Genomic DNA, 23,856 nt, shown 5'->3' with positions numbered 1-23,856 from the left:
GATTATGGTAAGCAGGGGATTTCTGAGTGCTTCCAGTTGAAGAATAGGATATACTGAGAAATACATTTGCAAGAATACATACGTGTACGTGTGTGTAACGTAAATAAAATGACTAGCATGAAATGCATCAGGGAGGATACGAATGGGAAATACAGAAGGATCATTACAGAAGAAGCTGAAGCCTAGACATATCAGCCTGATGGCGATGGGCGGTGTCATTGGTACCGGCATCTTCAAGGGAAGCTCGGAAACGATTGGTCTTGCAGGACCAGGCGTTATCTTCACCTATATTATCGCGGGCTTGCTGCTTCTCGTCGTAATGACGGCCATGGCTGAGATGGCTACGGTCTATCCAAATCGCAACATGAGGGATTTTGTAAGGGAAGCTTTTGGCGAGAGAGTCTCGTTTATTATGGGCTGGATGTACTGTTTCATGTGGCTGGCTGTATGCGTGATCGAGATTATCGCGGCGGGCAGCTTCTTACAATATTGGTTTGCGGATGTGCCGCTGTGGATGCTCAGCTTGGGCTGTGCGGCGATCGTGATCTTTATTAATTTACTTAGTGTCGGTACCTTTGGAGAGTTTGAATTTTGGTTTGCCGGCATTAAGGTGACGATGATCATTATCTTTATTGTCCTGGGTGTGTCGCTGATCTTTGACATCATTCCTAGCGGCGAAGCGCCATTCCTTAGCAATTATACGGACCATGGCGGATTTCTGCCGAACGGCTGGACCTCCATATTTTCTGCACTGTTAGTGGTCATGTTCTCCTATGGTGGATCGGAAATGATCGGTCTGACGCTCACGGAGACAGAGAACGCAGAACGGGTTCTGCCGAAGGTAGTTCGCAACTTTATTTTACGGATCATCCTGTTCTTTACACTGCCGATTCTCATTATCTGCGGTCTCATTCCCTGGAATGAGCTTGGTCCGGAGAGCAGTCCCTTCGTACAGGTGCTTAGCTCCACAGGACTTACGGGTGCTGCTCACATTATGAACTTCGTGCTGATTACAGCGGTGCTCTCTGCCGCGAATTCGGGAATCTACGGGGCATCCCGGATGCTCTATTCCATGGCAGCAGCAGGAGAAGCACCGAAGGCACTGACCAAAACAAGCCGCAAGGGCAGTCCTTATAATACACTGCTGCTGTGTGCTGTTATTTTGATCGGGGGGTCCATGCTGGGGCTGATTTCCCAGGATCAGCTGTTCCGGATTCTCATGGCTGTGCCAGGCTTCACTGTGCTGCTCGTGTGGATCTGCATTGCTTCATCCCAGCTTAAGCTGCGGAAGCAGTATCCTATACAGCCGTCCTTTAAGGTATGGGGCTACCCGTACATTACGACCTTTACGATTATCTGCCTGTCGGTGATTGCGTGCGGCTTCCTGATTGATGACCAGAACCGCTTCAGCATCAGTATTTGTTTAGCTGTACTGGTGGTATTGATCGTCACATCGATCGTGAAGTTCCGTAAACCGGCTACGAAATAACAATAAAGCCTGTCTAACAGCTGAAGAGCTGATGGACAGGCTTTTGTATTTTGTATACTAGTGAATGTCTCGTTTCTTGAAGTTGCCGCCGCGAACCTCGGATACATCCGAGATGACAACAAAGGCACTTTCGTCAATGTCTTTGACGATGGTCAGCAGCTTGTTCTCTTCCATACGGTTGATAACACAGTTAAGGATTTCTGATTGTTCATTAGAGAAGCCGCCCCGGCCAGGGGTATAGGTTACGTTCCGCCCCAGGCGGGATTGGATGGTATCCCCGATCTCCACCGATTTTTGACTGACAATACGTACCGATTTGGATTTTTCCAGACCGACCTGGATGATATCGATCACATTCTTCGCAATGTAGTAGGTCAGAGCAGAGTACAATGCACTTTCCAGACTGTACACGAAGCTTGCCGCAATGAAGACGAAGGCGTTAAGGAATAGAATAATATCTCCGACAGAGAAAGGGATCTTGCGTGATACGAGAACAGCCAGTACCTCAGAGCCATCCAGCGCACCCCCGTTACGCAGTACAATCCCGATCCCGATCCCGAGCAGCATTCCGCCAGACAGGACAACGAGGAGCGGGTCCTCTGGTCCCAGAATCGTATCCACATGATGCAGAACCACCGTAGATATAGACAGAGCAACAATCCCGACAACACTCATTAAGGCAAAGGTCTTACCGACCTGCTTATAGCCGAGATAGACAAAAGGAATATTCAAGACGAAGAGGAATACGCCAAGCGGAAGTCCGAACAGAGAGGATCCCATGATACTGAGACCTGTCACACCACCGTCGATAACATCGTTAGGAATGAGTACGGCTTCCAGCCCGTAAGCAGTGATGACCGCACCGATAATAATCATAATGATCTTGCGAATATGTTCCAGCAATCCGTGCTTCTTCATTTAACTCTCCCTTTTTGTTTTTTATATATTTAAGGATTTTGCATCCTGCCATTTCATCTGTAGAAGATCTAGATTGACGCAAAATCTTTATTTACAGGAGATGATGGATTAAAATAGGAGCATCCTGTATCATTCTCAATTGTATATGTATCAAATGGCACATCTTTTAATTTTATCACGAATGTCTAAGCAAAGGAAAGTTCATCATAAGAAATATACATGATGTGTAGGATTAATGTCGTGAAGTCGTATGGGATAAAATAAGTGGCAGCTCAAGGAGAAATCAAAATATATGGAATATACACCACAGCAGGTTGCTGAATGGATGGTAGAGACGATCCGGTTCAAAGGGAATCTCTATCAGACAGAGGCGATTGAATATGTACGAGAGCACTTTGGAGAAGAGTTTGTATATGTGAATGAGAATGGAAATGCTTCCTTGGAGAAGGAAGTGAAGAAGGCATTTCGTAAGCTGCATAAAGGAAGAATTGCCTGGGATCGGGATGGATTTCTCTGGGCTTGGACGTAAGAATCCAGAATACAGAACACAAAACACAAAACACAAGAAAACAGACTGCATATCGCAGTCTGTTTTCTATATAACTCTGTTATTTTAGAGCAACAGTTACTTTCTCAGTTCCCCGACAGGTCAATCTTGGTTTCCAGTCCTGCAATGAACTGATCTTCCTGCACATCCTCTGCAAAGTCATCCTTAATTATAAAAGGTTTAATGATGAGGTACTTGCTCTCACCCGTGGTAGTTGCATAGCGCCGGTCAAAAATAAGACGGTTACCCTCATATACTCCATCCCCGGACAATGCGGTCAGCTGTCTGCCTTGATCATCATAGACCGCGATCCCAATCTCACGTAAACGCTCTTCCTCACGCTGAGTCAATGAGCTGGCACTATTAAGTGCTATGGATGTGGTCAAACGGGTCGTAATAGGGGATACGGAAACATTTGCAACGCCAAAGGTAAGATCCTCTTTCGTCATGGCAGTATTAGGATTAAGCGCGATGGTTTCTACATTGTTCTTCTCAAAAGGGACATCCACGTTGAACTCATGATCTATTCCATCCAGCTTGATGCTGACCTTCGAGGTAAAGCGGTCTGGTAAGCTGTTCGTATCTGTTGGACTCAGCACTTGCTCGAATACAAGCGTATTCGGATGCGCCTCACCCGCACCTCCGTAGAAGAGTCCTCCTTCTAATACAGAAGCGGCTTCCCCCTCAGTCTTGCCATTAATGGATAGAGTTACATTCTCAATCGCATTGCTAAGCTTCATCGTCTTCCTGCCATTATCATAGGTTCCGTTATCCAAATTCGGTGCAGTTACATTCACAATAAAAGCCGCTCGTGTGCCGTCATACAGCGTCTCTGTGACTTCGAGCTTTACATCCTCATAAGACACGGCATCGTTAACGTTAGTTGCAAGTCCGAGCTCTCCACCGGCACGAAGGCCGCTGTCTGTCTCAATGATGCTGAAGAGGCTTCCGATAATGGGAATACTCTTAATGGAAGCTGCCATCACGGGAGATATGAAGCCGGAAGCGAACACCCCGACACCCAATATACCCGCAGCTGCCGCTGTTAATACGGCCCGGCGCAGGGTGGAGGATCTCCTCCGTGTCGTATGCTGCTTCTGTACTGTCAGAGAGGCATAGGTCTCATCGAGCCTTGCCCGGACCAGGGGTGAGATCTCCGTATTGCTCACGTCAACCTTGTTAAGTTCTTTCTCCATATTAAATGCTGCCATAGTTTATCTTCCCTTCTTGGATATTGGGTAAACTGTGCTTCAACGCTTGCCTTGCTCTCGACAGCCGCATCTTGACGGCGCTCTCTGAAATGCTGAGAACCTCAGCTACCTGACGGAGTGGGAGGTCTTCAAAATAATGAAGAATAACTACAGTGCGCTGGGGCTCCTCAAGCCGTTCAACGGACTCTCTTAGATCGACCATTTCGTAGCCGCCCATCGAAGCAGCTGTGGTTGGTATTTCGGCGTAAGCGATCGTACGGGAGCGTTTGGAACCAATATTGTTACATTCATTAATCAGAATTCGGAAGAGCCATGTCTTGAAAAATTTCGGTTCTCGTAAAGTGCCTATGGATTTAAAGGCTTTTAATATCGTTTCCTGCAGAGCATCTGCAACATCTTCTTCCTTGCCCAGCAAGGATCTTGCCATATAATACAGTGATCCTTCCAATTGCTGTACGAGCTGAACAAAAGCATCGGAATCGCCTTTTGCTGCCTTCGCGGCTAGAACTGCTATCTCCACAACGTTTGCTCCTTTCGTTGTTTTTGTCTTGATATTAATTAGACTGGCGACCATGATCCGTGGTCACAATTTTATTGTTTTTTATTATCCGACGACATCTGGAAGCAGGAAAGACGTGCGACATGGCACGTCTCATGGGCTGACTATAGCAGCTCTTATATCGTATATTGCTTACGGAACTTGGTAGGGGACACACCGATATGCCGGCTGAAGCAGGCAGAGAAGTAGGGGATATTCTCGAATCCGACCTGAACCGCTATTTCGGCAACCGGCCATTCGGTTTGCAGCAGAAGCAGCTTCGCTTGCTCCAGGCGGTATTTCATCAAGTACTCTCCAGGAGTTACTCCATATACCTGCTTCATGCAGCGGGTGATGTAGTTGTAGTGAAAATTGAAGGCATCGGTCAGTGTAGTGCTCGTGATTTCGGAACGGTAATGGTTCTTGATATAGGACTCTACTTGCTCCGCAAGCGCGATCACCGGACCTGCAAAAGCGTCGTTCTGACGTATATCCATCAATCGGAGAAGCTCCTCGAAGGTCTGCTGCTGAGTCCAAAATGCACGGGACTGACGCTCGGTTGCCGCTGCATTCAGCTTGTTCATCAGCCGATAGGCTTGTTCTGGATAGGGCAGGGTCCACGATTTGTGCAGATGCAGCATGTAGGGTGAGGTCAGGAAACGCTCATAATGTGCATTTTGATCCATATGGAATCCCTCCTGATCCGATTGCATCCACTCTCCTATGGTTTGAAAGTGTATCCAGTAGAATTGGGTATGCCCGGTTGACTGCTGTACAGGATAATGATGCTTGTCCGGCAGTAGAAGCAGCGTTTGCCCTGATGTCAATGCCCAGGAAGTACCCTCTTCACCGATGTAGAGACAGCCCGATTCCACTAGAATCAGATCAAAGATCCCGAGATTGTTACGGTTCGGATGCTGGTCGCCGGCTGCATATTCTGTCGCACCACTTTCCAAATAATAGGGCAGGGGAGGCGCGGCGAAATAGATATGTCCATTCCCTTGCATATTCATGAGCTCCTTATTCTATGCTTGTGTGATATTTTATAAAAATCAGGTTGGTATCAGCTATATTCCTGTTCTATTGTAACGCATAAAATGAAGTCGAACAGTAAATGGAATCAACTTCTGATGAAAAGGAGCAATACGTATGGGACAAACTGCACGGATGAACAGAATCAAGCCGGTATCCATGAAGCAAGTAAGCATTAAGGACGACTTCTGGAGCTATTACATAGATTTAGTCAGGGATGTGGTTGTGCCCTATCAATGGGAAGCGATTAACGACCGGGTGGAAGGAGCAGAGCGAAGCGGGGCGGTGAGCAATTTTAAGATTGCTGCTGGTCTTCAGGAAGGGGAATTCTACGGCTATGTGTTTCAGGATACCGATGTGGCCAAATGGCTGGAGGCCGTCGCCTATCTCTTGATCAATGAGCGGGATACGGATCTGGAACAGATTGCAGACGGCATGATTGATATTATCGGGGATGCACAGCAATCCAGCGGCTACCTGAACACCTACTTTACCATTAAAGAACCAGATAAGAAGTGGACGAATCTGACGGAATGCCATGAGCTGTACACAGCAGGTCACATGATCGAAGCAGGTGTTGCGTATTATCAGGCGACAGGCAAGCGCAAGCTGCTCGATATATGCTGCCGTACGGCGGATGACATAGAGCGTGTATTCGGGTATGGTCCGGATCAGATTCGAGGTTATGACGGCCATCAGGAGATTGAGCTGGCACTTGTTAAGCTGTATGAAGTGACAGGGGAGAAGAAGTATCTGGAGCTGAGCAAGTACTTCATAGATGAGAGAGGACAGAAGCCAAGCTTCTTCGAGGCAGAAGCAGAGCGCAGGGGCTGGACCACGATCTGGAGTAATAACAAATTGCAGCTCGATGAGGCCTATTATCAGGCACATAAGCCGGTAAGGGAGCAGGATGTAGCGAAGGGGCATGCGGTACGTGTCGTATACATGCTTGCCGGCATGGCAGACGTTGCACGTGAAACGGGCGATACATCCCTGTTTGAGGCTTGCCGGAAGCTATGGGATAATATCGTCTCCAAGCAAATGTACGTCACAGGCGGCATCGGCTCCATGGCGCAGGGCGAGGCTTTCTCGGTCGATTATGATCTGCCGAATGATACGGTATATTCCGAGACCTGTGCTTCCATCGGTCTTGTGTTCAGCGCGCAGCGCATGCTGCAGCTTGAGCCTGACAGTGCTTACGCGGAAGTGATGGAGCGCGCGCTCTACAACACCGTCATTGCGGGGATGTCGAGAGATGGCAAGCGCTTCTTCTATGTCAACCCGCTGGAGGTAAATCCTAAGGTGTGCAGCGGCGCAAACCACAATTACAACCATATCAAGCCGGTTCGTCAGGAGTGGTTCGGCTGTGCCTGCTGCCCGCCGAATATCGCAAGACTGCTGGCTTCGCTCGGTGAATATATTTATTCGGTGCAGGACAAGACCGTATATACCCATCTATACATCGGCGGTGAAGCTGCGATTGAAGTGGCGGGAACTAAGATGGTGCTGAAGCAGGATTCCAGCATTCCTTGGGAAGGCAAGGCCAGCTTCGAGATGGAAGTAGATCAATCTGCAGAATTCGGTATCGCACTCCGTATACCGCAGTGGGCAGCGAATGTACAGGTGACGGTTAATGGCGAGGCTTACGATGTGACAAACAAGATCGCGAGTGGTTATGCCGTCATCGAACGGGTGTGGAAATCGGGTGACCGGGTTGAGCTGGTGATGGAGATGCCAATTAAGCGCGTTAGAAGTCATCCGCTGATCAAAGGAAACGCGGGTAAGGTTGCACTCCAGCGCGGTCCGTTCGTCTACTGTATCGAGGAAGCAGATAATGGGGCGCAGCTTCAGCAGCTGATCCTGCCGCAGGACAGCGAGCTGCATGTGAGCGATGATCCTGCCATTGCCGGGGGAATTGTAGCCATCTCAGGAGAAGCGCTGCGGATGAATATGGATCATTGGGGTCAAGCACTGTATCAATATGATGAGCCGGTACCGCTGAAGCAGGCGCAAATCAAGTTCATTCCGTATTATGCCTGGGCGAATCGGGATATGGGCGAAATGTCCGTCTGGGTAAAGGAACAGCTATAGTCAGAAATGTTAGAAGGGATGAGAAGTCAGATCGATATGATCTGGCTTCTCTTTTTTCATGCTTATTCTGGAAACAGCGTATTCTTTCAAAAAGTTAATTTCTGAAATAAAAGGGTAATGAACTCTTATTCCACAGAAAAACGATTCATACAATTCTTTTGTAGATGAGGTGAACATTCATTATGTGGAGAATTGTTTTTCCTGCACTGGGAATGATTGCAGTGACCTATGCATTGGCTCGTTTAAGCTTTGGGCTATTTCTTCCCAATATATCCGATTCGTTAGGCTTAAGTGAGAGCGAAGGTGGGATTGTGGGATCAACAGCTTATGTATCCTATTCGTTGGCTCTGCTAATTTCATCATTCTTAATTGAGAGAGCAGGACAGTATAAGGTGAATCTGATTGCTGGCATGACAGCGGTATTGGGACTATTAGGCATTGCTGCTTCACAATCTTTTTTACATTTAGTGATTAGTATGTTAGTAGCAGGCTTGGGAAGTGGATTGGCTTCACCTGCCTTAAGTCAGATGGCGCAGCATACGTTGTCCAATAAAGAGCTTGATCAAGGAAACACGTGGATCAATAGTGGAACCAGTGTTGGTGTTATTCTAACAGGACCTGTTGTTTTGCTATTTACAGAGCATTGGCGGCTATCGTACTACTTCTTTGCATTCATCGCTGTCATCGTATGGATATGGAACTATTTGGTTATCCCGTCTGATCAAGATAAGAAGTCATCCGCTCGTTCACAAACAAAATGGCTGTCGGCTATAAACAAGGCGAAATTTTTGATTACAGCGTCTCTTGTGATCGGTATTAGTTCGTCTATATATTGGACATTTTCCAGAAGCTTTATTACCAGTGAATATGGATTTACGACCAATGAGAGTGTTGTTTTCTGGATTATATTAGGTATAGCAGGCATAATGGGCGGATTTGCAGGGGGCTTCATACAAAGGCTGGGCTTGTCAAGGTCGTACCGGTTACTTCTTGTTGTCATGCTGATTTCAATCCTGCTCCTTACGGTCCCTAATCAGGTTACAGTTTACATTTCAGCTGGGTTGTTCGGGAGCACATATATCTTTCTTACAGGTTTATTTATTGTTTGGGCGACGAGAATCTTCACCATCTTACCAGCATTAGGTGTCAGCTTATCTTTCTTAGCATTAGGAATCGGTCAGTCCCTGGGTTCTCTTATTGCCGGGAGCACGATAGAAATGTCAAGCTATCCTTTTAGTTTCACACTATTTGCCGGCCTCGGTATTATTGCTCTATTCATTCCCGCACAGCAAAAGTAAGAACATCTAAGGAAGGATTACCCCCAAGTTTAAAAATATAAAAAGAAGCCTGATCATTGATCGGGCTTCTTTGCTTGGCGCTTAATGCACAACAATGCTCTTTCTTATCTCTGTGATCATCCCTGTACTTTCTTACTTCAGGATGGTGTGGAGATATTTAGTATCTCAACCCCATACGGTGGCAGGACTAAGGTGGAAGGCTGCTTGCCAGCGGTTAATAAGCTGACATAGGAATACCCGAGATCAATGACAGCTTCCTGCCGGCTTAGATTAAGCACGAAGAGATAGGCCTTCGTCTCGTTCTGGCGTACAGACAATTGCACGCCTTCTGGCAGATTCTCGTAGTACGGTAGATCGGCTCCCTCGGCAGCTTCTTGAATCAGTCGTTCCATGTAAGCATCGTCAGGCTGGGTTCCTACATAATAGACTGTCCCATTACCGTAGCGGTTCCTTGTCACAGCAGGTACCCCTTCGTAGAAATCATCCGCATACCATGCGATGGCTTCTGCGGTGACCGGTTCGAGCAGATCATTCCACTGTGTAGAAGTGAACTGCTTCTGATCACTTGTCCGGATGTGATGGACATCATTTCCGATAGGATCGTACTCACTCACAACAACACCCGCACAATTAGACAGCAGCGCTGGAAGGGGCTGCATGTGACAAACGCTTAAATGGTCTTTAACCCCTGAGCGATGTGTCAATATGACGGTACCGCCTCTCGCTGCGAATTGCTCAATTCGTCCGGCTAGATGGTCATCGAGAAGATAGAGATGAGGGACAAGGAGAATTTTGTATCCCTCCAGTGCTTCCTTCGTATGGATGACATCAACGCCAATACCGAGCTTCGTTAACGCTCTGTGCCATGCTTTGATATTCTCATAATAGTCAAAACCATCGACGGGCTTCTGGCTGCCAAGGGCAACGAGCTGGTCACTTGAGTATAGAATAGCTGCATCATTTCGCAGGGTTGTTCCTTCCAGCTGTGCAGCAACGGAGTTCACTTCCCGGCATAGATCTGCAAACTCCTTGAATCTTCTGCCCGGTACATTGCTGTGATCAATGAGTCCATGCCAGAATTGCTCAGCTCCCTGAATTGCGCTGCGCCAGCGGAAATGGACGACAGTATCGGCTCCGCGTGCAATCGTCTGCCAGGAGAAGGCACGAATAAAGCCGGGATAAGGCGTACGCCAATTCGGGAACCAGCAGCCTGGAGGTCCGCTGAGCTGTTCCATAATCCAGAAGTTGCGGCGTTTGATGCCGCGGGTCAGATCGAGGGATAACGCTCCGCTGTAAGGTCCGGTCGCTGTCTTGTCCGGTGATGTATTCGGATAATAGTCGAAGGAAGCGAAGTCCAGCTCTGCTCCGAGGAGATGAATATCCATCTTCTGCGGATAGCTGTGGAAATTGTGAGTAATGAAATGCCCGGGCGCATACTGACGGATGACCTCCATCTGTTTACGCTGGAACCTAAGTGCTGAATCGGACTGAAAGCGGTGATACTCCAGCAGGAAGGAGGGGTTCTGATTCGCTGTCCCTCCGAGCGGAGTGGTGATCTCGCTCCAGTCACTGTACTCGCCGCTCCACACAACCGTTCCCCATGCATCGTTCAGTTCCTTGAGCGATGCGTATCTTGCCTCTGCCCATTCTCGAAACCTCGTGTTACAGGAGGGGCAGTGGCATTCCAGCAGCCAGTATTCATTATCAATCTGCCAGCCGCATACCGCCGGGTGCTTAGAATAGTGCTTGGCAAGCTCGCTGACGATCCGGATACTGTACTGGAGCAGGGAGGGGCTGTTGAAGCAGCGATGTCCTCGGACACCAGGCTGAACTATATCTCCGTTGTGCTGGATAGGCAGAATATCTGGATGCATGCTCGTAAGCCAGCGTGGAGGTGTATTCGTCGGTGTACCGATGACGACTTGGATGCCGTAGCGGTGAAAGATATCGATCGCGCGATCCAGCCAGGCAAAATCAAATCGACCGTCTTCAGGCTCAAGACGACTCCAAGCAAACTCGGCAACCCGAATGAGCTTCACACCTGTCGTCTGCATGAGCGCGGCATCCTGCTCCCACATGGTCTCATCCCAATGCTCAGGATAATAATCGACACCGACTTGAACGTTTGAGAAAGCTGTTGTTGATTGTGTCATATAACCATTCCTCGTTTCGATTGAAATCTCGTATGCTTATATACTATAGGTTCAAGCGCTTGAGACTCTTGCAGCATTTTAGCACGAAATATCAATATCTTGTCCTTATATCCTGCAGACAAAAAAACCGGTGCCTTCTCAAGAAGGACCGGTCTTATCTTAGTGTTCGTGTTGCTCCACAACACCGAGCTGTTTGTTTTTCTCTTTGAATTTCGCGTTATGGGAGGAGACGTAGGCGTATTTATCAGCTTCAGGCTCTATGTACAGCTTCGCTCCATTCAGTGCACTTACGGCATCAGTGAATGTACCTGCGATGAGACGCACCTTACCTTCAAAATCCACAAAATCACCTGCAGCAAATACACCCGGAATGTTCGTGTTCATGCTGCTCCCTACTTTGCAAGTCCAATCTCCCATTTCAATGCCCCATTCTCGAATCGGGCCAAAATTGTAGCGCATCCCATGATTAACGATGACGGCATCGACTTCGATCCGTTCCTGTTCACCTGTCTCCACATGGCGGATGCTCACTTCGTTAATATCCGTTCCGTTCGCACTGTGCAGTGAATCAATAGCATAAGGCGTGCGCACCATGCAGGAGGATTCCTTCATCTTCACCACATTGCGCTCATGACCGCCGAATTGATCCCGCCGATGAACGACGATCAGACTCTCTGCGATCGGCTCCAATGCATTCGCCCAATCCACGGCAGAATCACCGCCGCCGGAGATGAGCACACGCTTGCCGCGGAATACTTCCAGCTCCTGTACCGTATAATGCAGATTGCTTACTTCGTAGCGGTCTGCACCCTCAATTTCGAGCTTCGCCATTTCGAGAATACCATAGCCGATGGCCATGACAACGGTCTTGGTCCAGTGACGCTCGCCTGTTGCTGATGTCAGAATAATGGTGCCGTCTGATTGACGCTCCAGCCCGGTAATATGCTGTCCGAGTACAATCGTCGGATCAAAGGTCATCGCCTGCTGAGACAGTTGCTTAATCAGGTCTTTACCGAGAGTAGGGGTTAATCCGCCCACATCCCAGATCATCTTCTCGGGATAGATCAGAATTCGGCCGCCCAGCTCTTCCCGTGCCTCAATCAGCTTGGTCTTCAAATCTCTCATTCCACTGTAAAAAGCCGTATACATACCGGCAGGGCCCCCGCCGATGATCGTCACATCATATAATTCAAGCTGTTCGCTCATCATTTACGTTCCTTCTTTCCGCATAGTCAGTTGTACAATTGCCTATCGGGTTTATCTTCGCTTATTATATTTGATAACGATTATCATCGTCAATTGATATCTGGTATAGAAGAACTATTTTATAGTAATCTATGAGAATATATTAGATGATAAGTTCTTATAAAAGGGGGCAGTACCATGAAGCAGCTGACAGTAGGAATTCTGTTATTTGATGAGGTAGAGGTTCTCGATTTTGCAGGACCCTTTGAGGTGTTCTCACTTGCAAGCGCTCTAGATAGCGGAGAAAAATGCTTCAACGTGATTACGATTTCAGAGAAGGATGAGCTGCTCTCTGCACGAAATGGGCTCAAAGTGAAAAGTGATTATCTCCTGACAAACCATCCGAAGCTCGACATTGCGATCATTCCAGGAGGGAAAGGAGCAGAGGAGATCGAAATTCACAATCCGGAGGTGATCAGCTGGATCAGAGAGCAGAAGAAATCAGTCACTGTAATGGCTTCAGTCTGCACGGGAGCGCTATTATTGGCTCAAGCTGGATTGCTGGACGGCAGAAAGGCTACAACCCACTGGATGGATACTCAGCGTCTCGAGCAGGAGTTTCCAGAAGTAGAGGTGCTGCGGGGTGTTAAATATGTGGATGAAGCAGATATTGTAACCTCAGGGGGGATATCGGCAGGTATTAATATGTCCTTCCATCTCGTATCGCGCTTCTGTGGTCAAGAGACAGCGAGACAGACGGCGAAGAGAATGGAATATGACATTGATATCTAGAGCTCAAGCCCGCGTTCCGATAGGGAACTCCGGGCTTTTGCGGTCTACGAAAATTGCGGTCTACGAAAATTGCGGTCTACGAAAGCTGCAGTCTGAGAATCAAGCTGGCTACATGCTGGTGGCTGCTTCCTGCCTCAGCTTGCGATATTCACTTGGAGTGCAGCCAACATCCTGCTTGAACAGCTTGGAGAAATAGGGATAATTAGCATATCCGACCTTCCCGGCGATGGAATAGACGGATAGTGATGTACTCTCCAGCAGCTGACGTGCACTTCTGATCCGGGTCTGAATAATGTAAGCGCCGAGCGATATGCCGGTCTCCTTCTTGAAGATGCGTGCCAAATAATCAGGGTTCAGATATACCATTTCCCCCAAACTGTTCCTTGTCAGCTCATCACCGCAGTGCTTATGAATATGCTGCTTGATCTCCTCGACGACGGAGTCCTGCTGGGCTGCATAACGACGGTATTCCGCTGCAGTTGTGATCAGGTATTCAATATACTTCTCCATATCCTCTATTGAATAGAGGGACGCTTCGTATAACTGATCATGAATTTTTCCGGTATACAGCTTATGTGCCTGGATTTCTCTGCTCTTTAGATAGGAATAGACGAGCTGAATCATGTCTAATCGGAATAGACGGAGTACGGAAGCACTTAAGATTTGACCCTGCCCGTTCGCAATCAGGTCATACAGGCAGCACTTCGCCTCAATCAAGAACGACACCGGATCATCCTTATGCAGCCATTCTTCAAGCCGTGTCAAATCCGGCGCTGTATAGACGGCTGCCTTTACTCCCTCTGCCTGAGGGTACTGCTCCAGATATAGCATTTGATTGCGGTGCTTGATGATGTCTTCATTCATGCGAAGTAAATTCTGTATTCCTTGGTACAGCTCTGGCAGGGGGGCGGTTACGCCGATGCAGCACGAGGCATCGGATTTCAGGAAACGGTTTGCTTTTTGAATAAAGGAGGTACACGCCGTTTCGATAAGAGCGGCTTCTTCATCTGAAGACCATCTGAGGATGACAAAATAGTGATTGTCTTTGACCTCAATCATAGCTTCCAAGGTGAAGGAGGGATGATGAAATAGCTCCGTGAGTACGTTATGAAGAGCATAGTTGAACAAAGCCTTGTCTTCCTTGCCAAGGCTTTGGTCGTAAGCATAGATGGATATCAGCAGAGGCAGGAACGGGTCGGACAACTGATATGGCAGACTCTGCTCAATGATCGCCTCAGCCAGAGCTGCTGAGCTTGGGGCATTTTTCTTCTCGGTGCTGAGCTGTCTCCAGAAATGCTCCACCAGCTTGCGCTGATTTTTCTGCCAGAGCTGCCCCTCCTTAATCGCTGATTCATTCCTTCGTTGTTCCCGCACCTTGTATATCGCTTTGGACAGGATCAGCGTGAGCTTGTCGAAGGCGATCGGCTTCAGAAAATAGTCAAAGCTTTGCAGCTCGATCGCCTTCTGCGCGTAATTAAAGTCGGCATAGTTTGTTAGGAAGATCGTTTGGACTGCATAGTTCTCCTCCCGAATCCAGGCTAGAAGCTCAAGCCCGCTGCCCTGCGGCATTTCAATATCGCATACCATAATCTCAATATCCTGCTGCAACAAGATCTCTCTGGCTTGGGCTATATTGTAGGCAGTGTAGACCTGATCAATGGATAGAGCGCTCCAGTCGATCTTCTGCTCCAGTGCAGCAACGACAAAGTAATCATCATCCACTAGCAATACATTCATGTTTGTACCTTCCTTCTCCTTCAAGTTGGGCTTGCAAGGGCTGTGGCAGAAACAGCTGAATACAGGCACCGCCATACCTGCGATTCGAAAAAACCACCCGGGCTTCTCCATCATACAGTGACTCCAGCCGCTTCAGCGTGTTCATAATCCCGATTCTATGCCCTTGGAGCATCTCAAGCGGCTGACCAGCCTGAAGCTGCTCCAGAATTTCTGCGGGAAATCCGGGTCCTGAATCTTCAATTACAATCTTGAGGACACGGCGGCTGCTATCCATCTTCTGTTCCAATTGCAGCTGAATCTGCAGCTTGTTATCTCTCGATACGGCATATTTCACGGCATTCTCTATGAAGGTCTGAAGCACGAGTGGAGGAAGCAGCATCTCCCGGACAGCGTCACTTCCCTTAATGTCGTAGCTGAAGGCATTCCGATACCGGTGCTTTTGGATTTCAAGATAGGTTGTAACATGCTCAATCTCGTCCCCAAGCCGTACAAAGTGATCGTTATTCTGGAAAATATACCGGAAGTACGAGGAGGTGGAGAGGGCCATATACTCGATCTCCTTGTGCATTTGCATTTGGGCCATACTGTAGATGTTGGTGAGGCAGTTGAGAAAAAAGTGCGGCCTGATCTGCATTTTCATATATTCAAGCTGTACCTGCTGCTTGGACAGCTCCTGTTCATACATATCGATCTTGATTTGTTTCATTTGCTCGATGAGATTTCTGTATTGTAATCCTGCTTCCGACAGCTCAATAATGGGGCTGCTGGTGAAGTCCAGCGGCTCGCTGGACTCTGCCATCCTCGAGAGGTTTTTGGAGAATTGCTGGATTGGCTTCAGCACTCTGCCCTTGAAATACATAACGACAATGATCAGAGAGGACGCGACGAGAACGAACAGGAGCAGGATCAAGAGCTGAGCGACCATAATCTTCTCAAATGCGCCGAACTCAATGAACATTCTCACGTTAATGGTAGAATCGGTGAACGCCTTGCTTACGGTCGTCCGTGGACCTGAGATGAATGGGAAGCTGAGCCCGGATTCTTGACTCTGTTCCATATCTGCTGCAGGACTGGACAAGATTCTGCCGTCCTGATCAACCAGAGTAGAGAAGCCGTTCTTTCCTAAATTAATCTGTCTTAGCGGCGCGATGAGATCATCCGCAGAAATAAGACACATCAGGTATTGCTCATGATAAGGCACGATGTTGATAATGTAGTACTTATCCTGAATGAGAATGGGCGTCCAGTTGGAATAGAACTTGTCATAGACATTGGGATCACTTGTATAGCTGACCAATTGCTGTCCAAGCTCCTGATACTCGGGATAAGTGATGCTCATGGGCGCGTAATTGCGGAGGAGCTTCTCATCGCTGGAATAATAGAAGAAATTGTACGCGGGCCCGTAATTTTTCTGCAGCTCCGTGTAGCGTTTGCGCAGGTTATCATTGGCTGCGAGAAATTCGTCGTAGTTAACGTCCTGCCGCTTGGGTACCAGTGCTTCAATGTTGTCGTCGTTGGCCAGCGTCCAGCCCATATAATGATTGATATAATCAAAGTCATGATTGATTCTTGTCAGGTAGAGATCGGCCGTATCCTGGAGGTAACGTGTGGACTGCTGTTTAACAATCGAGATGGAGGCCATGCTGATGGCGAGATCAAGCAGAAGAGCGGAGATCGTGATCAGGAGCGTGATTTTGACATAATGCCGGATGGGATGTGACCTTCGGTGCGTATGCTTGATTACCCTATCCATCGTCAAGCTTCCTTTCCTGACGCTTATAATGTAAGCGTTTTATTATATGGTATTGATATTATAATTCCTCTCCTGTCAAAAGAACATGGCTGTCAGGTCATTTTTGCACAAAGTCTGGATTGTGCATGAAGAAGTCCGTAATCCCCCATAATGCACGAGCCGTGTAAGGACAGATTAGAGGAGCTGGGCGGTAGAAAGGTCCGAATCCTCTCGGTTACAAGTCCAGTACGTACCCTTCACGCAGAGTATACTCAAGACATGAAAAGAGAGTTAAGTTTGAAAGCGCTTCGATAAGCAGCTGACAGGAAAGGGGAGCGGATGTGAGAACAGCGGGTTTAAGTGTAAAACAGAGTCATCGGAAAAGAGTACCTGCGGTGCAGCAGATCAAGCGGAATTGGGGTCTATATTTGCTGCTGCTGCCTGCTGTAATATTGCTGCTGCTATTTGCTTACATTCCGATGTACGGCATCGTCATTGCCTTCAAAGACTACAGTCCGGCCCTTGGCATCGGCGGCAGTCCCTGGGCAGGGCTCAAGTACTTCGAGAAGTTTTTCAATTCCTATCAATTTGATACGACGATCAAGAATACGCTGATCCTCAGCTTGTACAGTCTGGCCACGTTTCCGATTCCCATTATGCTTGCACTGATGATCAACCAGATGAGGGAGAACCGGTTCAAGCGTTTTTTTCAGACCGTAACCTATATGCCGCATTTCATCTCGACCGTCGTTATGGTGGGATTGCTACTGATCCTCTTATCGCCAAGCACAGGGCTGATCGGCCACATTTACCGCTTGTTCGGCGCGGAGGCTCCTAATCTAATGGGATCACCGGGGTTGTTCAGCAGTGTATATGTATGGTCCGATGTGTGGCAGCATACCGGCTGGGACAGCATTATCTTCATTGCGGCGTTGTCTGCCGTGAGCCCGAGTCTGTACGAAGCGGCCACGATGGACGGAGCAAGCCGGTGGCAAAAAATATGGTACATCGACCTGCCGATGCTCATGCCGACAGCCGTCACACTGCTGATCCTGAGAGTGGGGAGCCTGCTTGGTGTCGGTTTCGAGAAGGTCTACCTGATGCAGAACAACCTGAACATCTCCTCAAGTGAGGTTATCTCCACTTATGTTTATAAGATAGGGATGCTCAGCAGCCAGTACAGCTTCTCGTCCGCCATTAACCTCGCGAATACGATCATTAATTTCATCCTGCTCATCATGGTGAATGAGATATCCAAGAAATACAGCAAAAACAGCCTGTGGTAGGAAGCTTACAGGAGAGGAGGAATAAAGAGTGGACCATGTGGATGCGCCCCGGCAAGCGGCCCGGCCTGTTAACAATCGTTCCTCGGATAGAGTGCTGGAGATTGCTATGTATGTGTTTGCTGTCATGCTGCTCATTGTGCTCATGTATCCGATATATTTTATTATCATCGCCTCGTTCAGTGATCCGGCAGCTGTGGCGAACGGTCAGGTGTGGCTGTTCCCCAAAGGGTTCACACTGGCAGGCTATCAGGAGCTGCTAAAGCATGAGAATATATGGATTGGGTATCGGAACACGATTCTGTATACGGTCATTGGTACGGTCATCAGCCTTGTGGTGAATATATCCGCAGCCTATGCGTTATCCCGCAAGGATTTGTTTGGCCGCAGAGCCATCTCGCTCTTTTTTATCTTCACGATGTTTTTTAATGGAGGGCTCATTCCGACTTTCCTTACGATCAGGGACTTCCATATGTATGATACCTTTCTCGTGATGGTGCTTCCGTTCTCGGTTGCCGTGTATAACATTATTGTCGCCCGGACTTTTTTTCAGCACAGCATCCCTGAAGATTTGTGGGAAGCGGCACAGCTCGATGGCTGCGGCAATTTGAGATACTACCTGCAGATCGTTATTCCGCTGTCCAAAGCTGTGATCTCTGTGATTGCCTTATGGACGGCGGTGGGCCATTGGAACTCGTATTTTAATGCACTTATCTATTTGAAGGACCCGAATCTGTATCCGCTGCAGCTCATTTTGCGCAATATCCTGATTACCAATCAGATGCAGTCCAGTATGGGAACCGGAGAGGCGGCGGCCGTTGCACTGCGTCTTGCCAATCTGATGCGTTATGCGGTCATTATTGTCGCAACGGTGCCGATCATGTGTATTTACCCGTTCGTACAGAAGTATTTCAATCAGGGGGTGATGATTGGCGCCGTGAAGCAATAGTCGTCATGATTCTGTAGTGCTCTGAAATCGGGTCTGGATCTTATAAGAGGGGATCGATGAATATGGGGATGAAGTATAGGAATAGAGCCTATCGATTGAAGCTGCTGACTTCGGTTGTCCTGGCGTCAACACTGCTCCTGGGGCTGATCGGCTGCAGCAATGAAACAGCAGAGGAGCCGCAGGCCGTAGATGAAGCTGTCTTTAATCAAGAGGGGCTGCCTGTCGTTAATGAACCGATTACGCTGGATGTGCTGACGGTGCGGTGGGGCAATATGGGGGATACATTTACGCAAAACCAGTGGCTTAAGGACTTGGAGCAGCAGACCAATGTCAAGATCAACTGGCAGGTCATGTCCTCCAATGACTGGGGTGAGCAAAAATCGATCATGCTGGCGAGCGGCACGCTCCCGGACGTGATCCTGGGTGATGCGGTATTCTCGGATTCGGATATTGTGAACAACCTGGCTTATTTCCGTCCGCTGGATGAGTATATTGATCAGTATATGCCGAATTTGAAGGCTGCTATGGAGGAGACACCGGAGCTGAAGAAGATCAGCACCTTCCCGGATGGGCAAATCTACTCTCTGCCGGCAAGACTGCCTTCGAGACCGAAGTCCATGAATCAGCCGATTATTAACAAGGTATGGCTGGATCGTCTGGGACTCGAGGTTCCAGAAACGACGGATGAACTGTATCAGGTGCTCAAGGCCTTCAAGGAGCAGGACCCGAACGGTAACGGCAAGCAGGATGAAATCCCGATCAGCGGCTCGGGTGATATCAGCAGTGATCTGCTGAGTCCGTTTGGTATTACGGATATTAATGCCAGCAGCATGATGATTCAAGATGGCAAGCCGGTCTTCTATCCAGTAACCGAGCAATATAAAGAAGCGATTAAATGGGCGCATCAGCTGTATGCAGAAGGCTTGATTGATCCTGAATTGTTCACACAGGATAATACGATGTCTACAGCGAAGCATCAGAACCCGGATGCCGCGCTCATCGGATTCACGAACCAGTGGATACCGGATGCGGTATTCGGCAAATGGAAGGATGAATATGAGGCGATCCCAACCCTTGCAGGACCTGACGGGCAGCGTTATCAGGCAGGAGACCCTGTAGGGCTCAGCTTCAGACGCAATGAGCTGCTGATCACGACTTCCAGCAAATACCCTGAAGTCGTCGCCCGCTGGGCAGATCAGTTCTATACGAATGAAGCCAGTATCCAGAATTTCTGGGGAGCGATCGGTACTGTCATTGAGAAGAAGGACGATGATACGTATGCACTGATGAGTCCACCAGAGGGTACGAGCGCAGATGCATGGTATTGGGAGCAGTCACTGCGAGATTTTGGACCGAAATATGTCAGTCCGAGCTTTGAACAGAACATTATTCTGGATGAAACGGTCGGAGATGGTCTGAAGCTGGTCATTGATAAGCTGGGAGCTGACTATGTGACGACACCATTCCCGAATGTCATGTACAGCAGTGAGGAGTTCCAGGAGCTGCCGACACTGACGACGGATATTGATGGCTATGTCCGTACCAATCGTGCCAAATGGATTACGGAAGGCAACATTGATGAGGAATGGGATGGATACCTCAAGCAGCTGAATGATATGGGACTGGAGCGATTGGTTCAGATCCGGACCGAAGCGTATGCGAGGTATACGAGCGTGCAGTAATTGAATTTTTTCCTGCGACTAGGGAAGAGCACTCCAAAGAGCACTCCGATAAGGGGTGCTTTTCTGCGTCTGATTATGGCATTTCAAAAATGATTGTGAACATCAGCCATTACTTATATAATGAGTTTCGTTATATTGAAATGGATTAGCATTTAAAGAATATAGTTCGTGAGCATGGGGGATGTCATTTGTGGCTACAGCAATATTAGCCTGCGTTATTTTTGTAATTACTTTAGTACTTGTCATATGGCAGCCTCGTAACCTGTCGATCGGCTGGTCCGCATGCGGCGGGGCGGTTATTGCACTGCTGGCCGGGGTCGTGAGCTTCGGAGATGTCTATGATGTCACCCAGATTGTCTGGAATGCGACGCTGGCCTTCATTGGCATCATTCTGATCTCCCTGATTCTGGATCAAATCGGGTTCTTTGAATGGGCAGCTCTCCATATGGCCAAGGCGGCCAGAGGAAATGGAATTCGGATGTTCGTGTATATCAGTGTTCTCGGCGCGCTGGTATCGGCTTTCTTCGCCAACGACGGAGCGGCCTTGATTCTGACTCCGATTGTATTGGCGATGGTCCGTGCCCTCCGATTCGATGAGAAGAAGGTGTTCCCTTATATCATTGCAAGCGGGTTTATTGCGGATACAACTTCACTGCCGCTCATTGTGAGCAACCTGGTTAACATCGTCTCTGCCGACTTCTTCGGCATCAGCTTCGGCGAATATGCGGGCAGAATGATCGTTCCAAGTCTGTTCTCTCTCGGTGCCAGCATCCTCGTATTGTATCTGTTCTTCCGTAAGAGCTTTCCCAAGCGGTTTGACGATTCAGAGCTGAAGGCACCATCTGAAGCGATCAAGGATCCGAAGCTGTTCCGTATTTCGTGGTATGTGCTGGGACTGCTGCTCATCGGATATTTTGTATGTGAGTTTGTCGGTGTTCCGGTATCGGTGGTAGCAGGAATCATTGCAATTCTGTTCCTTGTACTCGCGAGAAGAAGTCCGGCGATTCAGACCAAGGAGGTCGTCCGAGGTGCACCGTGGAGCATCGTGTTCTTCTCGGTGGGGATGTATGTCGTCGTGTATGGACTGCGGAATGCAGGGCTTACGGACATTTTGGCGGATGCCATCGGTGCTGTAGCTGATCAAGGTTTGTTCGCGGCTACGATGGGGATGGGCTTCATTGCCGCAATCCTGTCATCCATTATGAATAATCTGCCGACCGTAATGATTGGCGCCCTTGCGATTGATGCGGTAGAGACGACTCATGCGGTGAAGGAAGCACTGATCTATGCGAACGTGATCGGTTCTGATCTTGGACCGAAAATAACGCCGATCGGGTCGCTTGCGACCCTGCTCTGGCTGCATGTACTGTCTGCCAAGGGAATCAAGATCTCCTGGGGGACTTATTTTAAAACAGGCATCATGATTACGATTCCAACCTTGTTTATTACGCTGCTGGGCTTGTACCTGTGGCTTCTTATTTTGTAATAGAGATATGTATCATGATAATTAATTCGCTGAATCTTTTATTTCATAGCATTAAAGATCAAGAACAAACATCAAGAAGAGCCTAACCCGCAAGGGAAGGCTCTTCTTGATGTTTTAAACAATTGAGAAGTTCATTTAAGTGATATAGCAACTATAGCTTGGTTATAGAGGCTTCAACATTTCTATCGCTGATTTGGTAATGTTGGTGCCTGATGTTTTGATCTTGGTAATGGCAATAAGCTTGTCCTTGGACATCATTAATTGGACCGCGGTGCCCTCTGTACGGAAGGTATTCAGAGGCAGCATTGTATCTGCGTCGATTTGATAGACCAGATTACCTTTGACGACAAAGAACTGATCCTCATGGTCAGGACTGGTTGCAATGGAATCAAAAGCAGGAATAGCCCCAACATAATACATATCACTGCTCTTGCTTTTGGTCGAAGTAAATACAGCGCCTGAGCTGTTAATAATATAGCGTCCATCGCCAGTCACTGCAATGACAGTACCCATGTCATGATCACCGTGGTAAGGTGAGTCATATCTTGAGGTGAATATCCCTTCATTTACATGAAATACTTCCATGTCTCTTGGACTTACCCCTTGATTAACACCGTAGATTCTAGTTTGATCCGGGTGCATGACGATGTTGGTTTTATTGTAATAATTTCGTATAGAGGAAAGCTCCTGGTGAGTATAACGATCATAGCTCTTGAACACGTACTGTCTGTCGGAACCAGAATTTACATAGACTTTTCCGCTGTCGTCAGCAACGATGTTGTAAGGAGTAATATCAATTTCCCACGAATCCTTAACACTCAGCGTGTCGGGGTCAAGCACCCGTATCACCCCAGCTTCGGTCTCCGTATTATTGTATTCTGTGTAAGTGAAGATGACGTATAACTCACCGTTTGCGTAGGTCATCTTTCTTGGTGTTTCCTTAAAGGCAGGGGAGACAGCCGCCTGTTTTTGATTCACAAGATCATATGCACGGATTCGAGATTTGCTGTCGTCAATCGTATAGATGACCGGCTTGTCGGGGTGGCTTACAGCCTCAGTAACATGCTCGGTAAGCAGCATTTTCTGATCCGGGGCAAGTACATACTGAATATAATCGACCGTTTGAGCATCCTGCTTCGGTGTAAGAACCGATTTATCACCAATGACAATAAGACCACGCTCATAAAATACGGTTAGTCCCAAGGTTTCGCTAATATAACGGAGCGGCACGAAGACACGGCCCTGCTTAATTTCGGCTGGTGCATCCAGTAAGGATTTCTTGCCGTTAACCCATACGGTGCTGCTGCCCAGCGTAATTTTCATCGTATTTGGGCCATCCTTGATCGTTACAGTCGAGGCTGCCTGATTCCAAGTTACTGTAGCTCCGAGATTCTCGCTGATGAAGCGAAGCGGCGTCAATGTGCGCTGATTTTTAATATAAGGGGTTATTTCGGAATTTTCTTTATCAATGAATTTTGCCTCTCCAAAAGACAGGCTGTTCGGGCTCCCGATCGACAACGCTACGCTGTCCTTCAAGAGGGTGTTGAGATCCGGGCTCGTATTCACCGCTGCAGCAGCTTGTCCCGATAAGTTAAGCGTTGCTGTTATGCCAAGAACGGCACAACCGAAGAGAGCGGCTTGCTTCCATTTGTGTTTCATCTGTTTGATTCTCCTTCTTGGATGTCTGGAATGATAGCTTTATGGACAAGTGAACTCGCACTTTGCCACATTTT

At 48.1% G+C, this 23,856-nt stretch carries 18 protein-coding genes; 9 read left to right on the top strand and 9 right to left on the bottom strand.

Going from position 1 to position 23,856, the window contains the following annotated elements:
* The first annotated feature begins 142 nt into the window (after positions 1–142).
* Positions 143–1,489, top strand: coding sequence for an amino acid permease (locus BLW49_RS16480; RefSeq protein WP_090725626.1), 1,347 nt, complete (start codon positions 143–145; stop codon positions 1,487–1,489).
* 57 nt (positions 1,490–1,546) lie between these two features.
* Here BLW49_RS16480 and BLW49_RS16475 read toward each other — a convergent pair whose 3' ends face one another.
* Positions 1,547–2,407 carry a YitT family protein gene (locus BLW49_RS16475; protein WP_047911532.1) on the bottom strand — a complete coding sequence of 287 codons (861 nt, stop codon included), beginning with the start codon at positions 2,405–2,407 and terminating at the stop codon, positions 1,547–1,549.
* A gap of 292 nt (positions 2,408–2,699) precedes the next feature.
* Between BLW49_RS16475 and BLW49_RS16470 the strand changes: the two genes are divergently transcribed.
* Positions 2,700–2,936 carry a DUF6953 family protein gene (locus BLW49_RS16470; protein ID WP_076314712.1) on the top strand — a complete coding sequence of 79 codons (237 nt, stop codon included), beginning with the start codon at positions 2,700–2,702 and terminating at the stop codon, positions 2,934–2,936.
* Between the two features lie 104 nt (positions 2,937–3,040).
* Here the strand turns inward: BLW49_RS16470 and BLW49_RS16465 are convergent, their stop codons facing one another.
* From BLW49_RS16465 to BLW49_RS16455, 3 genes are all read right to left on the bottom strand, one after another.
* On the bottom strand, positions 3,041–4,165 hold the full coding sequence (locus tag BLW49_RS16465; RefSeq protein ID WP_090725624.1) for a DUF4179 domain-containing protein: 1,125 nt from the start codon (positions 4,163–4,165) through the stop codon (positions 3,041–3,043).
* Positions 4,152–4,685: an RNA polymerase sigma factor gene (locus BLW49_RS16460; RefSeq protein ID WP_256209793.1), complete on the bottom strand. Its 534-nt coding sequence runs from the start codon at positions 4,683–4,685 to the stop codon at positions 4,152–4,154. Before BLW49_RS16460 ends, BLW49_RS16465 begins: the two co-directional genes overlap by 14 nt.
* 155 nt (positions 4,686–4,840) lie before the next feature.
* Positions 4,841–5,710: a helix-turn-helix transcriptional regulator gene (locus tag BLW49_RS16455; protein WP_090725621.1), complete on the bottom strand. Its 870-nt coding sequence runs from the start codon at positions 5,708–5,710 to the stop codon at positions 4,841–4,843.
* 142 nt (positions 5,711–5,852) lie between these two features.
* Between BLW49_RS16455 and BLW49_RS16450 the strand changes: the two genes are divergently transcribed.
* Positions 5,853–7,826, top strand: a complete 1,974-nt coding sequence (locus BLW49_RS16450; RefSeq protein WP_256209792.1) for a glycoside hydrolase family 127 protein — start codon at positions 5,853–5,855, stop codon at positions 7,824–7,826.
* Between the two features lie 182 nt (positions 7,827–8,008).
* Entirely contained in the window at positions 8,009–9,124 is a 1,116-nt protein-coding gene (locus BLW49_RS16445; protein ID WP_090725619.1) for an MFS transporter, read from the top strand.
* 137 nt (positions 9,125–9,261) lie between these two features.
* Here BLW49_RS16445 and BLW49_RS16440 read toward each other — a convergent pair whose 3' ends face one another.
* Both BLW49_RS16440 and BLW49_RS16435 read right to left on the bottom strand, forming a co-directional pair.
* Positions 9,262–11,277, bottom strand: coding sequence for a beta-galactosidase (locus BLW49_RS16440; RefSeq protein ID WP_090725618.1), 2,016 nt, complete (start codon positions 11,275–11,277; stop codon positions 9,262–9,264).
* A gap of 159 nt (positions 11,278–11,436) precedes the next feature.
* Positions 11,437–12,483: an NAD(P)/FAD-dependent oxidoreductase gene (locus BLW49_RS16435; RefSeq protein WP_076314939.1), complete on the bottom strand. Its 1,047-nt coding sequence runs from the start codon at positions 12,481–12,483 to the stop codon at positions 11,437–11,439.
* 177 nt (positions 12,484–12,660) lie between these two features.
* On the opposite strand from BLW49_RS16435, the gene BLW49_RS16430 reads away from it, so the two are divergent.
* The gene (locus BLW49_RS16430; protein WP_076314705.1) at positions 12,661–13,254 is read left to right on the top strand and encodes a DJ-1/PfpI family protein; all 594 of its coding nucleotides are present in this window, start codon (positions 12,661–12,663) and stop codon (positions 13,252–13,254) included.
* A 108-nt stretch (positions 13,255–13,362) separates the two neighbouring features.
* On the opposite strand, the gene BLW49_RS16425 is transcribed toward BLW49_RS16430, so the two are convergent.
* Positions 13,363–14,991, bottom strand: a complete 1,629-nt coding sequence (locus BLW49_RS16425) for a response regulator transcription factor (RefSeq protein ID WP_090725616.1) — start codon at positions 14,989–14,991, stop codon at positions 13,363–13,365.
* Complete coding sequence (locus BLW49_RS16420; RefSeq protein WP_090725615.1) at positions 14,969–16,744, bottom strand: cache domain-containing sensor histidine kinase; 1,776 nt, start codon at positions 16,742–16,744, stop codon at positions 14,969–14,971. Before BLW49_RS16420 ends, BLW49_RS16425 begins: the two co-directional genes overlap by 23 nt.
* Before the next feature lie 410 nt (positions 16,745–17,154).
* Here BLW49_RS16420 and BLW49_RS16415 point away from each other — a divergent pair, with 410 nt between their 5' ends.
* From BLW49_RS16415 to BLW49_RS16400, 4 genes are all read left to right on the top strand, one after another.
* Positions 17,155–18,009 carry an ABC transporter permease gene (locus BLW49_RS16415; protein WP_090725900.1) on the top strand — a complete coding sequence of 285 codons (855 nt, stop codon included), beginning with the start codon at positions 17,155–17,157 and terminating at the stop codon, positions 18,007–18,009.
* A gap of 106 nt (positions 18,010–18,115) precedes the next feature.
* The gene (locus BLW49_RS16410; RefSeq protein ID WP_090725898.1) at positions 18,116–18,955 is read left to right on the top strand and encodes a carbohydrate ABC transporter permease; all 840 of its coding nucleotides are present in this window, start codon (positions 18,116–18,118) and stop codon (positions 18,953–18,955) included.
* A gap of 62 nt (positions 18,956–19,017) precedes the next feature.
* On the top strand, positions 19,018–20,637 hold the full coding sequence (locus tag BLW49_RS16405) for an extracellular solute-binding protein (RefSeq protein ID WP_090725896.1): 1,620 nt from the start codon (positions 19,018–19,020) through the stop codon (positions 20,635–20,637).
* Between the two features lie 190 nt (positions 20,638–20,827).
* Positions 20,828–22,123 carry an arsenic transporter gene (locus tag BLW49_RS16400; protein WP_090725613.1) on the top strand — a complete coding sequence of 432 codons (1,296 nt, stop codon included), beginning with the start codon at positions 20,828–20,830 and terminating at the stop codon, positions 22,121–22,123.
* A gap of 162 nt (positions 22,124–22,285) precedes the next feature.
* Here the strand turns inward: BLW49_RS16400 and BLW49_RS16395 are convergent, their stop codons facing one another.
* Positions 22,286–23,782, bottom strand: a complete 1,497-nt coding sequence (locus BLW49_RS16395; RefSeq protein WP_090725611.1) for a copper amine oxidase N-terminal domain-containing protein — start codon at positions 23,780–23,782, stop codon at positions 22,286–22,288.
* Positions 23,783–23,856: the final 74 nt, after the last annotated feature.

Origin of the sequence: Paenibacillus sp. PDC88 (assembly GCF_900106725.1) — a bacterium.
Lineage (GTDB): Bacteria > Bacillota > Bacilli > Paenibacillales > Paenibacillaceae > Paenibacillus > Paenibacillus shunpengii.
Note: the sequence above shows the minus strand (reverse complement) of the source record. Positions and strands in the feature narration are given on the sequence as shown.

Excerpts from the sequence above, each read along its gene's own strand:
- BLW49_RS16480 (WP_090725626.1), top strand. The coding sequence starts at position 143 with ATGGGAAATACAGAAGGATCATTACAGAAGAAGCTGAAGCCTAGACAT.
- BLW49_RS16475 (WP_047911532.1), bottom strand. The coding sequence starts at position 2,407 with ATGAAGAAGCACGGATTGCTGGAACATATTCGCAAGATCATTATGATT.
- BLW49_RS16470 (WP_076314712.1), top strand. The coding sequence starts at position 2,700 with ATGGAATATACACCACAGCAGGTTGCTGAATGGATGGTAGAGACGATC.
- BLW49_RS16465 (WP_090725624.1), bottom strand. The coding sequence starts at position 4,165 with ATGGCAGCATTTAATATGGAGAAAGAACTTAACAAGGTTGACGTGAGC.
- BLW49_RS16455 (WP_090725621.1), bottom strand. The coding sequence starts at position 5,710 with ATGCAAGGGAATGGACATATCTATTTCGCCGCGCCTCCCCTGCCCTAT.
- BLW49_RS16450 (WP_256209792.1), top strand. The coding sequence starts at position 5,853 with ATGGGACAAACTGCACGGATGAACAGAATCAAGCCGGTATCCATGAAG.
- BLW49_RS16445 (WP_090725619.1), top strand. The coding sequence starts at position 8,009 with ATGTGGAGAATTGTTTTTCCTGCACTGGGAATGATTGCAGTGACCTAT.
- BLW49_RS16440 (WP_090725618.1), bottom strand. The coding sequence starts at position 11,277 with ATGACACAATCAACAACAGCTTTCTCAAACGTTCAAGTCGGTGTCGAT.
- BLW49_RS16435 (WP_076314939.1), bottom strand. The coding sequence starts at position 12,483 with ATGAGCGAACAGCTTGAATTATATGATGTGACGATCATCGGCGGGGGC.
- BLW49_RS16430 (WP_076314705.1), top strand. The coding sequence starts at position 12,661 with ATGAAGCAGCTGACAGTAGGAATTCTGTTATTTGATGAGGTAGAGGTT.
- BLW49_RS16425 (WP_090725616.1), bottom strand. The coding sequence starts at position 14,991 with ATGAATGTATTGCTAGTGGATGATGATTACTTTGTCGTTGCTGCACTG.
- BLW49_RS16420 (WP_090725615.1), bottom strand. The coding sequence starts at position 16,744 with ATGGATAGGGTAATCAAGCATACGCACCGAAGGTCACATCCCATCCGG.
- BLW49_RS16410 (WP_090725898.1), top strand. The coding sequence starts at position 18,116 with ATGTATGTGTTTGCTGTCATGCTGCTCATTGTGCTCATGTATCCGATA.
- BLW49_RS16405 (WP_090725896.1), top strand. The coding sequence starts at position 19,018 with ATGGGGATGAAGTATAGGAATAGAGCCTATCGATTGAAGCTGCTGACT.
- BLW49_RS16395 (WP_090725611.1), bottom strand. The coding sequence starts at position 23,782 with ATGAAACACAAATGGAAGCAAGCCGCTCTCTTCGGTTGTGCCGTTCTT.